The organism is Chryseobacterium sp. Chry.R1 (assembly GCF_039645525.1).
In the GTDB taxonomy this organism is placed as follows: domain Bacteria; phylum Bacteroidota; class Bacteroidia; order Flavobacteriales; family Weeksellaceae; genus Chryseobacterium; species Chryseobacterium proteolyticum.
Genome location: NZ_CP151793.1, coordinates 898,447 through 914,532 on the forward strand (window position 1 = coordinate 898,447; position 16,086 = coordinate 914,532).

At 37.1% G+C, this 16,086-nt stretch carries 12 protein-coding genes; 11 read left to right on the forward strand and 1 reads right to left on the reverse strand.

The features are described 5' to 3' along the window. The first annotated feature begins 143 nt into the window (after positions 1-143). The 6 genes from ricT to AAEU33_RS04195 all read left to right on the forward strand — a co-directional run bounded on the left by ricT (position 144) and on the right by AAEU33_RS04195 (position 8,254). Entirely contained in the window at positions 144-1,508 is a 1,365-nt protein-coding gene (gene ricT, locus AAEU33_RS04170) for a regulatory iron-sulfur-containing complex subunit RicT (RefSeq protein ID WP_273650366.1), read from the forward strand. Continuing rightward, on the forward strand, positions 1,501-1,962 hold the full coding sequence (locus tag AAEU33_RS04175) for a gliding motility lipoprotein GldH (RefSeq protein ID WP_273650365.1): 462 nt from the start codon (positions 1,501-1,503) through the stop codon (positions 1,960-1,962). Before ricT ends, AAEU33_RS04175 begins: the two co-directional genes overlap by 8 nt. Positions 1,963-1,968: 6 nt before the next feature. After that, positions 1,969-4,350, forward strand: coding sequence for a transglycosylase domain-containing protein (locus AAEU33_RS04180; protein ID WP_345991016.1), 2,382 nt, complete (start codon positions 1,969-1,971; stop codon positions 4,348-4,350). Between the two features lie 75 nt (positions 4,351-4,425). Then, on the forward strand, positions 4,426-5,967 hold the full coding sequence (locus AAEU33_RS04185; protein WP_345991017.1) for a protein adenylyltransferase SelO family protein: 1,542 nt from the start codon (positions 4,426-4,428) through the stop codon (positions 5,965-5,967). A 77-nt stretch (positions 5,968-6,044) separates the two neighbouring features. Further along, entirely contained in the window at positions 6,045-6,902 is an 858-nt protein-coding gene (locus AAEU33_RS04190; protein ID WP_345991018.1) for a T9SS type A sorting domain-containing protein, read from the forward strand. A gap of 77 nt (positions 6,903-6,979) precedes the next feature. Next, the gene (locus AAEU33_RS04195; protein ID WP_345991019.1) at positions 6,980-8,254 is read left to right on the forward strand and encodes a DUF6080 domain-containing protein; all 1,275 of its coding nucleotides are present in this window, start codon (positions 6,980-6,982) and stop codon (positions 8,252-8,254) included. 53 nt (positions 8,255-8,307) lie between these two features. On the opposite strand, the gene AAEU33_RS04200 is transcribed toward AAEU33_RS04195, so the two are convergent. Continuing rightward, positions 8,308-8,844: an SPOR domain-containing protein gene (locus AAEU33_RS04200; protein WP_172282024.1), complete on the reverse strand. Its 537-nt coding sequence runs from the start codon at positions 8,842-8,844 to the stop codon at positions 8,308-8,310. Positions 8,845-9,029: 185 nt separating this feature from the next. Between AAEU33_RS04200 and AAEU33_RS04205 the strand changes: the two genes are divergently transcribed. The 5 genes from AAEU33_RS04205 to AAEU33_RS04225 are packed head-to-tail and all read left to right on the forward strand — an operon-like array spanning position 9,030 to position 16,083. Then, positions 9,030-10,394, forward strand: coding sequence for a c-type cytochrome (locus tag AAEU33_RS04205; RefSeq protein ID WP_172282022.1), 1,365 nt, complete (start codon positions 9,030-9,032; stop codon positions 10,392-10,394). Positions 10,395-10,416: 22 nt separating this feature from the next. After that, positions 10,417-13,464, forward strand: a complete 3,048-nt coding sequence (locus tag AAEU33_RS04210; RefSeq protein ID WP_345991020.1) for a TAT-variant-translocated molybdopterin oxidoreductase — start codon at positions 10,417-10,419, stop codon at positions 13,462-13,464. A gap of 25 nt (positions 13,465-13,489) precedes the next feature. Next, the gene (gene nrfD / locus AAEU33_RS04215; RefSeq protein ID WP_172282012.1) at positions 13,490-14,887 is read left to right on the forward strand and encodes an NrfD/PsrC family molybdoenzyme membrane anchor subunit; all 1,398 of its coding nucleotides are present in this window, start codon (positions 13,490-13,492) and stop codon (positions 14,885-14,887) included. After that, on the forward strand, positions 14,874-15,395 hold the full coding sequence (locus AAEU33_RS04220) for a DUF3341 domain-containing protein (protein WP_122546000.1): 522 nt from the start codon (positions 14,874-14,876) through the stop codon (positions 15,393-15,395). Before nrfD ends, AAEU33_RS04220 begins: the two co-directional genes overlap by 14 nt. A 1-nt stretch (position 15,396) precedes the next feature. Continuing rightward, positions 15,397-16,083 carry a cytochrome c gene (locus AAEU33_RS04225; RefSeq protein WP_345991021.1) on the forward strand — a complete coding sequence of 229 codons (687 nt, stop codon included), beginning with the start codon at positions 15,397-15,399 and terminating at the stop codon, positions 16,081-16,083. Positions 16,084-16,086: the final 3 nt, after the last annotated feature.

Below are 16,086 nucleotides of genomic sequence, written 5' to 3' on the forward strand. Positions count from 1 at the left end.
TATATACTAGTACATTGGTAAAATCCAATGACAAAAAAGTGTTTTTTGTTTAATATCAAACAATGATGTTGACGAATATTTGAATTTTTTAGAATTACATAAAGATAAAAATATATAAATTTGCAAGATTAAATAATAGTTATATGAGTTGTGGATGTAAAACATCCGGCGATTCTGCGCATTCTTGCGGACCCAAGAAATCCGCGAATGGTTGTGAAAATGTAAATACCTGTGGTAATAGTTATAAATTAAGTGTTTTCGACTGGCTATCTAACATCAATAATCCCGCATCTAACAGGTGTGATTTTGTAGAAGTTAGATTTAAAAATGACAGAAAATCGTTTTATAAAAATGTAAATAATGTTCCATTACATATAGGTAGTGTAGTCACCGTAGAATCTAGTCCCGGACACGATGTTGGTGTGGTAAGTCTCACCGGCGAATTAGTGAAAATTCAGATGAAAAAGAAAAAATTTTCTGAAGAAAACTCACTAAAAATATACAGATTAGCCAATCAAAAAGATATTGAAGTTTGGCAGGAAGCTAGAAAAAAAGAAGACAGCGTAAAGATACAGGCAAGAAAGATTGCCCATAATCTGGGGCTTGAAATGAAAGTTACTGATGTAGAGTATCAGGGAGATGCTTCTAAGGTAACATTCTATTACACTGCAGATAATCGTATCGATTTCAGACAGTTAATAAAAGAATACGCCTCTACATTCCGGACAAAAATCGACATGAAACAGATCGGTTTCAGACAGGAAGCCGCAAAAATCGGAGGAATCGGGTCTTGTGGAAGAGAACTTTGCTGTTCGACATGGCTTACCGACTTCAGATCTGTAAATACCAATGTTGCGAGATATCAGCAATTAAGTATCAACCCGCAAAAACTTGCCGGGCAATGTGGTAAACTAAAGTGTTGTCTAAATTATGAATTAGACAGTTATCTTGATGCATTGAGTAATTTCCCTTCTTCGTCAACAACATTGGATACAGAAAAAGGAAGAGCTTTCTGTATTAAAATTGACGTTTTCAAGAAGAAAATGTGGTTTGCCTATGTGGATAGCTCTGTAGCATGGTATGATTTTGATATTGACCTTGTAAAACAGTTCATTTCTAAAAATAAAAGAGGAGAAAAAATACTCCCTCTTGAGGAACTTAAACAACCGGATATCCCGTTGCATAGCATTGATCTGATTCAGGAGAATAATGTGGATCGATTCGAAAAGAAAAATAAAGGATTCAACAAAAACAGAAACCAGAATCACAATAACCAAAACAGGCAAAACAACAATCAGGGACAAAGGAAAAACAAACCGGAGAGATCTGAGAAACCAGACCATACCAATTCTAATCATAACCCCAAACAGCCAAGGCCTCAGCAGCCAAAAGCTCAATTGGAGAAAGTAGAAGCGAGTAATTCCGGTCAGGAGAAAAAGCCTCAACAAAATCCAAACAAGAAAAAATTTAAAAAGAAATTTCCTCCAAAAAAAGATAACAATGCATAAAGTTTTAGGATTTTTATCCCTTATTCTTTTCTTGAGCTGTAATTCTCCGGGAGAACATGTCACGATGAATTCCATTGATAGTAAATGGAATAAGAAAAGTGAGCAGAAATTTAATCTTGAGATTTCGGATCCACAGAATCCTAAAAATATTATATTTGTTGTAAGAAACAATAACGATTACCCTTATAGCAATATAAGGTTTATCGTTAATTTCACCAATCTTCAAAACAAGAAAAAGGAGACGGATACGTTGAATTATATTCTTACAAAGCCAAATGGAGAATGGCTTGGAACAGGTTTTGGAGACACGAAGGAAACGCTTTTCCAGTATAAATTAAATTACAGGTTTCCACAAAAAGGAAAATATGAAATTGGATTAATACAAGCGATGAGAAATGATTTCCTTCCGGGGATTGAAGATATTGGAGTAAAAATAGAAACGGCTAAACCGTAATCATAAATGGAAGAAAACAAAAAAAACACAGGAAGTAAGGGAAAGACATTTCCGCTTCCTCCCAAAAAAAATAATAAAAATACCTCCTGGAAAAAGTGGGTTAGATTTATTTGGCTTGGACTTATTGTAGTTGTTTTGGGAATTTCAGGAACTTTCTTTGCTGTTTCACAAGGTTTTCTTGGTGAAATGCCGGATGTTGAAGAACTTGAAAACCCTGACATTTATGTTGCTTCTCAGATTTTTTCTGCAGATGGTGTTCTTTTAGGCAAATTTGAAAAAGAAAAAACCCAACCTATTACATATAAGGATCTTCCTCCTTTTCTTGTGTATGCATTACAAGCTAAAGAGGATGAGCGTTTTAAAGAACACTCCGGAATTGATCTACAATCAATTGCCAGAGCAGTTGTTTATGGAGGAGGCAGAGGAGGTGGCTCCACCATTACCCAGCAGCTTGCAAAGTTACTCTTCACAGGGGGGGCTTCACAAAACAAGTTTGCAAGAGCTTTCCAAAAGCTAAAAGAATGGGTTGTGGCAGTAAGCCTTGAAAGAAGATATACCAAAGAAGAAATTGTAACGCTTTATTTCAACAAGTTTGACTTTTTATACAATGCAAACGGAATTGAAATGGCTTCAAAAATCTATTTTAACAAAAGCACCAATCAGCTTACATTACCTGAAGCAGCTATGTTTGTTGCCATGCTGGAAAATCCGGTAAAAAACAATCCTATGCGTAATGAGACAAGAGCGAAGGCAAGAAGAGATGTTGTTTTGGAGCAGATGCAGAAAACAGGTTATATTGATGAGGATACTTACAACAAAGCGGTAGCAACGCCTATTACTTTAGACTATCATCCGATCAAAAACATCAATGATGACTACTCTGCTTACTATAAGTTTTATCTGAAAAAAGAGATCGATAGTTATCTTAAAGATCACGAAAAAGAAACCGGTAAAAAATTAAACCTTTATAAAGACGGACTTAAAATATACGTTACGCTTGACTCTAAAATGCAAAAATATGCGGAAGAGGCAATTAAAGAACATTTGACAGACCTTCAAAAAAGATTTGATGCAGAACAAAGAGGCAGAAAAAACAGACCTTTTTATTACTTAACGGATAAGCAGATCAACAGTGTAATGGTTCAGGCTATGAAAAGAACGGGACGTTACAAATTGCTTAAGGCAGCCGGAGTATCTGAAGATTCAATCCTTATGGAATTCCATAAACCAATAAAAACATCACGCTTTACATGGAATGGAGAGGAAGAAGTTGAAATGTCTCCTTGGGACTCTATCAGATATCATAAGCAGATTGCCCAGGCAGGTTTGATGTCTATGGTTCCTGGAACCGGTGAGATTAAAGCATGGGTTGGAGGAATCGACTGGCAGCATTTCCAGTACGACCATATCAAACAAGGTAAAAGACAGGTAGGATCCACATTCAAACCTTTCGTATATGCAACTGCTATCATGAAGCTTGGAATGACACCTTGTTCAGCTGTTTCAAACGGAACCTACGACCATAATGGATGGCATGTTCCTGGCAGAGGCGGAATGCTGACGTTAAAAGATGCTTTAGCGCACTCTCAAAACCCAGTTGCAGCACGTCTCATAGAAATGACCGGAGTAGATGCTGTAATACAGACTGCAAGAGATCTAGGAGTAACTGAGGAAATTCCAAGAAACAATACAATTGCATTAGGTTCATCTGACATCACGATTTATGAAATGCTTGGTGCTTACAGTACTTTCGCCAACTATGGTAACTATAATAAACCTGAAATGATCTGGAGGATAGAAGATGCCAACAGCAGGGTTATCAAAGAAGTAAATGTAGATCCAAAAGAGGTAATGAATCCTCGTTATGCCTACACCATGATTGAATTGATGAAAGGGGTAGCCCAATTTGGTACCGCTTCCGGAGAACTTTCGAGAAGGGGTATCTCAAAAGCGGTGGAAATTGCTGCCAAAACCGGTACTACACAGAACAACTCCGATGGTTGGTTTATGGGAATAACTCCTAAGCTAGCAACAGGTGCCTGGGTAGGATGGGAAGACAGAGCAACTCACTTCTTTGGAACAGGTGAAGGACAAGGAGCAAGAATGGCATTGCCGATCTGGGCGATATTTATGAAAAAAGTCTGGGCAGATAAAAGTTTAGGCATTACTCCAGATGATAAGTTTGTGAAACCATCAGATTGGAAAGACGGATGTTCGGATCTCAAAGGATTGAGTGGAGGTTATGGTGATGAGGGAGGACTTCAGACAATCGATCAAATTAAAAATCCTAGGCCTGTAGATCCTACACCAAAAAGCAATACAACGAAGAAAGAAGAGAACGTCAATGAAAACCTCAATAAGAGTGAAGAAATTGATTTTAATAAATAAATTCTCTTTTACAAATACACGAGACCTTTCAATCTGTTTGAAAGGTCTTTTTTTTTATTGTTGTATCTTTGATTCATGAATATTAAAGAGATCAAACAGCCTTTTATAAAGAAGTTTCCCGGAGACTTTTCAGGAAATCCAATGCAGAGAGCAACGCCTAAAGTTTTGTTCTCAACGGTTAGTCCTGCCGGGTTTGATAATCCGGAATTAATTATTTTCAATGAAAAACTTTCTGAAGAAATCGGTCTAGGAAAATTTGAAGAGAACGATCTGGATTTTCTTGTTGGAAACAATTTACCTCCTAATATTCAACCTTACGCTACGGCATATGCCGGGCATCAATTTGGAAACTGGGCCGGACAACTTGGAGACGGGAGAGCTATACTCGCTGGGGAAATAATCAATGACTCCGGGAAAAAAAATGAAATTCAATGGAAGGGTCCTGGAGCCACTCCATATTCAAGACATGCAGACGGAAGAGCTGTATTAAGGTCCTCAGTCAGGGAATATCTGATGAGTGAGGCTATGTATCACCTTGGTGTTCCGACTACAAGGGCATTAAGCCTATGTTTTACAGGAGAAGATGTCATAAGAGATATGATGTACAACGGGAATCCTCAAAAAGAAAAAGGAGCGATAATTATCAGGACTGCGGAAAGCTTTCTACGGTTTGGACATTACGAGCTCATTTCTGCTCAGGCAGAATACAAAACCTTACAGGATCTCGTTGACTTTACTATTCTCAATTATTTTCCTGAAATCACTTCATCGGATTCTGAAAAATATAAAGATTTCTTTAAAAGCATCTGCACAAGAACGGCTGACCTGATGACAGAATGGTTCAGAGTGGGTTTTGTACATGGAGTTATGAATACAGATAATATGTCTGTGCTTGGGCTTACCATTGACTATGGTCCCTACTCTATGATGGATGAGTATGATCTGAATTTCACTCCCAATACCACCGATTTGCCAGGTAGAAGATATGCATTCGGAAAGCAGGGGCAAATCTCACAATGGAATTTATGGCAGTTGGCAAATGCGCTTCATCCATTAATTAAGGATGAAAAATTTTTAGAAAATACCCTCAACAATTATGGTAATTATTTCTGGGAAGCTCACGACAAAATGCTTTGCCGAAAATTCGGATTCGATCAGCTATTAGATGGTGACGAAGAGTTTTTCAGCAACTGGCAGGGATTGATGCAGGAATTAGAATTTGATCACACCTTGTTTTTTAATCAGTTGGAAAAACTCAAAGAGGGAGATGACCTGAAAGAGTTGTTTGAAAATGTATCTTATACCTTCCTAAATGATGATCTTTTGAATAAGCTTAAACACTTTATTCAAAAATACAAAGAAAGAATTTCAAAAAATAAAATTACAAAGGAAGCCTCTCTCAACCTGATGCAAAAAGCTAATCCAAAATTCATCCTTAGAAATTATCTCTTGTACCAATGCATTGAAGAAATTAATGAAGGGAAGAAAGATTTATTAAAAAAATTAACACATGCCCTCGAAAATCCTTATCAGGAAATTTATCCTGAATTTTCCGTAAAAAGGCCTGTTGATTATGATGATATTTCCGGATGTTCCACGCTGTCTTGCAGTTCGTAAGTTCATAATAATAAGAAAGATAAGTGATATCTATTAAAAAAAATGTTTAATTTTGAGTATAACTATAAAATTACATTATGAAAAAGACTTTACTATCTTTAATATTATTAACAAGTATGATGGGTACTGCTCAAACTTTGTTATCAGAGAATTTTGAGGGAACAACTTTTCCTCCAACCGGATGGACCAGATCAAGTACTGTTTCGACACGACCATGGGATCTTTCAACAACAAACTTTCCTGGAACATCAGCACAAGCAATTCAACTAAGAGACACCTTTACTATTACAGGAAATAACTCTGCAACAATAGATTGGATTGCTCAGGCAAATACCGCAAACTTAGTTAGTCCCGTTTTTAGTTTAGCTGGGACTACAAATCCTGTTTTAAAATTCAATGTTGTGGTAGGCTGGTCTTATATGATTAATCAAAATTTAGGTAATCTAATTGCTCAGGTTACAACCGACGGAGGAGCTACTTGGACTACTGTGTGGACTGAAGACACAGAACCAGGGTTTCAAGATGACGGAGATGGCGACGAAGATACTGACTTATACAATACCGTTGCTGTACAAAAAAGCTTAACTCCGTATGCAGGACAAACAAATGTACAAGTACGATTTCAATACACCGGAAATAATGCTGATGCTGTTGCAATAGATGACGTTCAGATTTTAGCAAGCGGGACATTATCTGTTAATGAGATTTCTTCTAGAGCTAAAACAGGCATCTATCCCAACCCTACAAAAGGAGAAGTTGAAATCAGAACAGACAAAAAAATAAAGTCAATATCTGTTTTTGATGTTTCAGGAAAATCAGTTTTAAAAACGGCTTCGGTAAAAGCAGATCTTTCTTCACTCCCTAAAGGAAATTATTTGATGCAGATCGAATTTAACGATGGGACATCATCCTCAGAAAAAGTCATCAAAGAATAAATGATTTTTACACATAGAAACAAAACTCACCGGAATTGGTGAGTTTTTTATTTTACTTTTGCAAAAACTTTAAACAGGTGAATTTCAAAACGAAACTAATCCATTTTTTTAAACTCATATTTCCTTCTTCACTCACTGAGCTATGGGTATTTCTTTTCTTTCTTTCTCTGTATGGAATACTGGGATCTTACATTGCTATTAATTACACCATCATTTTTGATAACAGAATACCTTGGGATGCTTATTTCAGTTTTGACAATCGTTCAATTGTGATGACCGGTGGTAGTTTCGAAAGACATCCTTTATCCTACTACTTTTTTAACTGGATAAGAGAGTTCGCTTTTCTAATCTCGAACGGAAAAATGGATGTTACCTTTAGGTTAGTTCTGGCATGGTTTAGCATAACCACGATAAGTTTAGCTATATTACAAGTATTTAAATATTTAAAAAACATCATCAGAATACCATTGATGATCAACCTTATTATTATTCTTTTTTTCGGGCTTTTCTCAACAAGCATCCTCCTTTCTTTCACTCCGGAAAACTTTACTTATACATTTTTTCTTCTTTGTCTTTATAACCATTATGCGGCCATTAAACTTAAAAAAGAAGAGAAAATATCTGGTCTCGCTCTGGTTTTCGCTGGAGTTTCCGTGGGAGGACTTACTATTACCAACATTTTTAAGGTTTTCATTCCTGTCTTATTCGAAAAAGACCTGTTTACAAAATGGAAGAAATTTGGAAATGCTGCACTAAGAGTTGCAATTACTTGTATTTGCTTTATACTGCTATACCTAAACCGGATAGACTTTAAATATAAAAATATCTTCAATAAGACGAACGAACAATATGAAAAGTTCTCTAATGTAAAGTCTACCCCAACCTGGGACATGATCCTTTCGTATTTTTTTGGAGGCAATATTCTTTTTTCCAATTTTATCATTCGTGATAAACATAATATGAAAGGCTTTCATTTCAAAGGCCTTATTATGGATGTTTATTCTTCGTGGGTTCCTTACGTATTTATTGCCCTTTTATTGAGTCTTATATTTTGGAGTTATTTCAGAAATTTCAAAAATAAACTGGTACAAGTTGTAATGATCTCTTTTGTTGTAGATATTATTATCCACTGCATTATGAGATTCGGATTACATACGTCTTACATCTATGGCGGTCACTTTGTTTTTGTCTATCCGATACTTCTAGGCTGGCTGTTCTACTCTTATCGGTCTTCTCCGAAAGCACTCTCATTCCTGACACTTACATTGGGAATATTATTGGTTTATCTGGGAGTTAATAACTACCTCAGGATGACAGAGTTTTTCTGGTTCTTAGATTCTTATTATCAATAAAAAAGCTGAGAAGATTTTCTTCTCAGCTTTTATTTTTTATCATATAGCTTATATTATTTAGCCTCTGCACAAAATATTCTGTACTGTACTGCAACAGCAGATTTAAAGTATTCTCTGATCTTTGAAAGGTCCGAAGAAGCACTTTGTTTCGTGAAATAACTTCCTGCCAAAATCTTATAATTAGGTCTCAAAGACGCATCGGTTTCCACCTTTAGATTAGGAAATCTTTTTCTGAAATACGACTTGATCTCATTCGCTTCATCGTTACTTTTCACAGTTGTAATCTGAATTTTATACCCTAAAATTCTTGGGTTTTTTCTACAGATTTCCGCATTGGTCAATTCCCTATTCGGAACATATATTTTTGTAGGTCTTGTGTAAGTTTCGTCACTACTATCCCGGGGTGTTGTAGTGGTTACAACTCTTGAACATTTGTCTTCGAGACTCTCTAAAGCATCTTTTACCTTAGGATCCATTGACATTACTAGTTCGGTTCCGGACAATGTATCCTTCTTTACAACCTGCTGGGCTTCAATCTCATAAAATCCAAAAAAGGATAGTACCGACAATATTTTGATTAAATTTTTCATTTAAACTTGTTTGCGCAAATTTATACAAATTAAAAAATTATACCAAACTGAGTTATTTAGAATCAATACAAATTAAACGTAAATGATATTTTCCCCTTTCTATATGCCGTTAAATTCCTGTTAAAAATATTATTTTTGCGGGATTGATTGAATGTTCAATATTTTACTAACATAAGATAATTTAAATGATTAGTTGGAGAAAGCATTATAAACAAACGTTGATCGCAATAGGCTTATTGCTATCAACCAGTGCTTCATTTTACGGGCAAGACGGCGATCCTAAAAACGGTGAGAAACTTTTCAAAGCGAATTGTACTGCATGTCACGCTCTGGATAAACAAGTGATAGGACCTCCTTTGAAAGGAGTTGTAGAACGAGTAAAGACAGAGGGTGGTGTAGACAGAGATTGGCTTCACAAGTGGATCAAGGACAACAAAGCTCTGAGAGCTTCTGGAGACAAATACGCCAATGAGATTTTTGAAAAATATAATAAAACTGAGATGCTTCAGTTTCCTAATCTTACAGAGAAGGATATCGATGACATCTTAGCTTTTACAACTAATCCTCCGGCTCCGGAAGAGAAAAAACCGGAAGCAGGAGCTGCCACTGCAACAGATGCTACCGCAACTGCAGCAACCGACAAAACAACAACAAACGTTGTTATCATTTCACTTTTAGCAATTGCAGCCTTACTGGTATGGATCTTACTTAAACTAAGACAATTAGTTAAATTAGGACAGTCAGAAGACTTAGCAGGGCTTAATGAAACGAGAGTTCGTTCATTCAGTGAAATCTATAAAAAATACCACTATATAGGTAAAGGAGCTTTGGTTATTTTAGCGATCCTTGCAACCTATGGAATCTGGAACTGGTTAATGTGGATCGGTGTTTACAAAGGATACAAGCCTGAACAACCTATCTACTTCTCTCACAAAATTCACGCTGGAGAACAAAAAATTGACTGTCAGCTATGTCACTCAAGTGCTAAATATGGTAAAGTTTCTGAAATTCCTTCTATGAACGTTTGTATGAACTGTCACAGAACAATTTCCGAATACAATGCAGATCACTATATGGAGCCAGGAAAAGACAAAGCTTTCTATGACGGTGAAATCCAAAAGATTTATCAGCATACAGGTTGGGATCCTGCAAAACAACAGTATACAGGAAAAACTGAACCAGTAGAATGGACAAGAATCCACAACATGCCGGATTTCGTGTACTTCAATCACTCTCAGCACGTTGTAGCGGGTGAGCAGGCAATCATCAATTCTTTCAACAAAAAGAATCCGAATAACAAAATCGATGTTGTTTGTAAAGCTTGTCACGGAAAAATAGACACAATGAATGTTGTTCAGATGGCTAATGACTTCACTATGGGATGGTGTATCGAGTGTCACAGAACTACTGAGGTTGATATGAACAACGGTTATAATAAAGAATACTTCAAGAATCTACATGACAAGTTGAAAAAACAATACCCTAAAGATGGTGGTAAGATTACTGTAGATGCAATTGGAGGTCTTGAGTGTGGTAAATGTCATTATTAATAACTAAAAATTAGAAGTATAAATGGCTTCAAACAAAATACAATTTAGAAGTATTCATGAACTTAAAGACCCGGCTTTAAATAATAAGCTGGCTCAAAAAGAGTTTCAGGAAGAAATTCCGGTAGAAGATTTCCTTGGAGATGCTGAACAGAACGGATCAAGTACTTCAAGAAGAGATTTCTTAAAATTATTAGGATTTTCTACTGCAGCAGTAACACTTGCTGCTTGTGAAGCTCCGGTAATTAAAACGATTCCTTACGTGGTAAAACCTCATGATATCATTCCTGGGGTTCCTAACTACTACGCTTCAACATATTTTGATGGTTTCGATTTCGCTAGTGTTTTAGTAAAGACACGTGAAGGACGACCTATTAAAATTGATCCAAACCCGGCTGCAGGAGAATTAGGTAAAACGAATGCAAGAGCTCAGGCAAGTGTACTTTCTCTTTATGATAATGATAAACTAAAACAACCTAAGCTTGACGGTAAAGACGAAACTTTCGATAAAGTAGATGATTTTGTTCTTAAAGGTTTGGCGGAAGCACAGTCAGCAGGCAAAAAGATTGTTCTTTTATCTCAGTCTTTTGCTTCACCAACTTTCAAAAAGTTGTTCGCTGAATTCAAAGCTAAATATCCTACAGCAGAACTTGTAACTTATGATGCTTTCCCTTACTCCGCAGCATTAGATGCAGCACAGGAAGTATTCGGACAAAGAGCATTACCGGTTTACGATCTTAAAGGTTCTGAATTAGTAGTTTCTTTCCAGGCTGATTTCTTAGGAGATTACAATGCCTCAAGTTTAGAAACTTCTTATGCAGAAGCAAGAAAACCGGGAGCAAACATGTTGAGACACATTCAGGTGGAATCCAATATGTCTCTTACAGGTGCAAATGCTGACTCAAGATACAGACTAAAGCCTAGTGCAGTAAATAAAACATTAGTTGAAGTTTACAATGCAATCGTAGGTGGAGGTGCTGCTTCTGATAAAATTGCTGCTGAGATCGTAAAAGAACTTCAGGCAAAAGGAAGCAAAGCTATCGTATTTGCAGACGGATCTAAAGGTGCACAGGTTTTAGCACACTTAATTAACCAAAAATTAGGTTCGGTTGCCTTCACCGGTAAAGCGAACTTCTTAAAAGAATTTGATAAAGCAAGATACCAGGAATTCTTAGGATGGGTAAATGCAGGACAGGTTGGAGTATTGATTACAAACAATGTAGATCCTATCTATTCTCATCCAAAAGGAGAAGATTTCAAAAAATCTTTAACAAAAGTTCCTTACGTAATTGCTGTTGCAGATAAGAAAAATGAAATGTATAAAGCAGCGAAAGCTGTTATTCCGGTAGCCAACTGGTTAGAGTCTTGGGGAGATATGGAGCCTCAGACAGGAGTTTATACATTAATGCAGCCTACTATCCAGAAAATTTACAAATCAAGACAGATTGAAGAATCATTATTGGTCTGGAAAAATGGTAAGAACAATGCTGCCAATAACTACTATGATTACTTAAAAGCTAGTGCTTCTTCTATATTAGGAGGTACCTCTTTCAACAAAGCTTTGTATAACGGTATCGTTCCTTCCAGTAATGCAACGACATTATCTTATGCAGGAGGAAATGCTGCTCAGGCACTTGCTGAATTAGGAAACTTTAAGGCTTCCGATCTGGAATTAGTACTTTACACTAAGACTTCTATAGGAGACGGTACTCAGGCTAACAACCCTTGGTTGCAAGAATTACCGGATCCGTTAACAAGAATGTCTTGGGATAACTACTTAACTATTTCTCCTAAAGACGCAGACAGATTAGGTATAAAAAATGATCTGAATGCGAGAATGCAGTTGGATGGTTCTATTGTAAACCTTACGGTAAACGGAGTTGTAATAAAAGATGTTCCTGTATTCATTCAACCAGGTCAGGCAGACGGATCAGTAGGTTTAGCACTTGGATATGGTAAAAAGAATTCCGGAGCAACGGCTGATACAGGAGTAAATGCTTATCCTTTATTTGATGGTTCTAATTTAGTTGTTTCTAATGCTAAAATAGAAAAAACAGGTGAAGAGCATGAGTTTGCGGGTATCCAGCTTCAAAACACCCTAATGGGTCGTTATGAAATCGCTAAAGAAGTTCCTTTAACAGAATATCTGAATGTCGCTTTTGATGACGAGCACAAAGGATGGAACAAGCCTTTGGAATACCACACGATCAGTGGAGCTCTTCCAGCAAGAAAAATAGACCTTTGGGACGCTTTCGATGACACTGATGGTCCTCACTTCAACTTATCTATTGACTTAAACTCTTGTACTGGTTGTGGAGCATGTATCATTGCTTGCCAGGCAGAAAATAACGTTCCTGTTGTAGGTAAAGAAGAGATCAGAATGTCCAGAGATATGTACTGGTTAAGAATCGATCGTTACTATTCTGCTAAAGAAAAGATCGAAACTAAAGAAGGTATTGAAAGAGGATTAAATGTTCCTAATCTATATGACATCTTAATCGAACCGAATGAAAGTCCGGATGTGATTTTCCAACCGGTAATGTGTCAGCACTGTAACCACGCTCCATGTGAAACAGTATGTCCGGTAGCGGCTACTTCTCATGGTAAGCAAGGTCAAAACCACATGGCTTACAACAGATGTATTGGTACAAGATATTGTGCAAACAACTGTCCATATAAAGTAAGACGTTTCAACTGGTTTACATATAACCTGAACGATCGTTTCGATTTCAATATGAATAACGATCTTGGAAGAATGGTACTAAACCCGGACGTTGTTGTAAGAACAAGAGGGGTTATGGAGAAATGTTCAATGTGTATCCAACAAACTCAGGCTACAATCTTAACTGCGAAAAGAGAGAACAGAAAAGTAACAGACAACGAGTTTAAAAATTCTTGTGCTTGTGCTGCTGCTTGTTCTACCGGAGCAATGACGTTTGGAGACATGAACGATAAAGAATCTGAAGTAAGAGAATTATACTCAAGCAACAGAAGATATTATTTACTGGAAGAGATCGGAACCAAGCCAAATGTGTTCTATCACACTAAAGTAAGAAACAGAGTAGAAAAATAAAGTTTAAATAATAAATAGGTAAAAAATGTCAGGACATTACGAAGCTCCGATAAGGGAACCTCTAATTATTGGTCACAAAACTTATCACGATATCACAGAAGATATTGCACGACCTATCGAAGAAAGAGCAGGTAAATTATGGTGGATATCACTATATGCAGCCCTAGTTCTATTCATCTATGGATTCGGGTGTATCGCTTATACTATCGGAACAGGTATTGGAGCATGGGGGCTTAACAGAACTATTAACTGGGGTTGGGATATCACCAACTTCGTATGGTGGGTAGGTATTGGTCACGCCGGAACCCTAATCTCAGCGGTATTATTATTATTTAGACAGCGTTGGAGAATGTCTGTAAACCGTTCAGCTGAAGCGATGACGATCTTCGCTGTTGTACAGGCAGCTATCTTCCCTGTAATTCACATGGGTAGAGTTTGGGTAGGATATTGGGTATTCCCTCTTCCAAACCAATTTGGTTCTCTTTGGGGGAACTTTAACTCTCCTCTACTTTGGGACGTATTTGCGATCTCTACGTATTTCTCAGTATCTACAGTTTTCTGGTTCATGGGACTGATCCCTGACTTTGCAATGATCAGAGATAGAGCTAAAACTCCTTGGACTAGAAAAATCTATACATTCCTAGCATTCGGTTGGGGTGGTAAAGCAAAACACTGGCAAAGATTTGAAGAATTATCTTTGGTTTTAGCAGGTTTGGCAACTCCACTTGTATTCTCAGTACACACTACCGTATCCTTTGACTTCGCAACTTCAGTTATTAAAGGATGGCACTCTACGATCTATCCTCCGTACTTCGTTGCCGGTGCGATTTTCTCAGGATTTGCAATGGTACAAACACTATTGTTAATTGCCAGAAAAGTTTGTCACCTTGAAGATTACATCACTATGTATCACATTGAAATTATGAACATCGTAATTGTGGTAACAGGTGGTATGGTAACTGTAGCTTACGCAACTGAATATTTCATAGGATGGTACTCAGGATCAAGATTTGAAGATTTTACGTATCTTTCTCCAGGTGCAGCAACAGGTCCTTATTGGTGGGCTTTCTGGTCACTAATTATCTGTAACCTTGTTATTCCGGCTTCTTTCTGGTTCAAAAGAGCAAGAACGAACATTATCTGGACTTTCATTGTAGCACTAATTATCAACATCGGTATGTGGTTTGAGCGTTTCGATATCATCGTAATCAACCTTTCAAGAGATTACTTGCCAGGTTCATGGACGATGTTTAAACCAACCATTATTGACGTAGGTGTATATTTAGGAACAATCGGATTCTTCTCTGTACTATTCTTATTATACGCAAGAACATTCCCTGTAATTGCACAGGCTGAATTAAAATCGATTTTGAAAATCTCAGGTGAAACTTATAAAGCAAAAGAAGGAGATGAGCACCACTAAAATTGTATACGGACTTTATGCTGATGACGACGATTTAATGAACGGCGTTAAAGCATTCAACGATAAAGGAATAAAAATCAACGAGGTTTATACTCCATTTCCGGTTCACGGACTAGATAAAGCTTTAGGTCTGAAGAAGACAAGAATTTCTGATGCTGCTTTTATCTATGCTTGTTATGGTGTTACGATCGGTGCAACTGTAACCTGGTATGTAATGAATCATGACTGGCCTCAGAATATCGGTGGTAAACCAGCTTTTGACTGGGGACACAACATGCCGGCATTCGTAGTTCCGATGTTTGAATTAATGGTATTCTGTGCTGCTCACATGATGTCACTTACTTTCTTGGTAAGAAACAAGATGTATCCTGGAGCTCCGGCACAAAATCCGGATCCGAGAACTACAGATGACAAATTCATGATGGAATTTGTAACTGAGGATGTAGAATCTGTAAAACAGCTACTTATTGAGACTGGAGTTGAAGAAATAACTGTTAAAGACGCTTAAAATGAAAAAGAATGTATTAAGAATTACTGCAATCTTAGGTTTAACAACAGTTTTACTTAATTCTTGCGGACCGAAAGAAAATGCACCTCTGGTATATTTCCCGGATATGTATTTCCCGGTAGCATATGATCCATTGATGAAGGCTAAAGATGCTTATTCAGATCATGACAATGAAATTCCAGCGTTTGTTAAAAATAGCTATGCAACAGGACTTGCTCCAGTAGAAGGAAGTGTTGCTCAAAATAAAGACGGAATTTTTGAAGAAGGATTACTTCCAAAAAATGCAGACGAATATAATGCAGGATATGATGCATCAAAAAAGTTGACGACTTCTCCTCTAAATCCAGCTAATGCAGCTAAAGATATAGAAAGAGGAAAAATGTTATTCGACCATACTTGTGCGGCATGTCATGGAACAGGAGGTGATGGACAAGGACCAATCGTACAAAGCGGTGCTTTCTCAGGTGTACCTAACTATGCTGATAGAGAAATTACTGTGGGATCTGTTCATTATGTATTAACAAACGGTAGAAATGCGATGGGGTCTTATGCAGGACAATTGAATGCAGGAGACAGATGGAGAGTAGCAATGTATGTGATGAGTGCTTTCAAAAAAGGAGCAGCAGCACCTGCAGCAACTACAGCAGCGGCACCAGCAACTGAAACGACTACCGAAACTAAAAAATAAGAA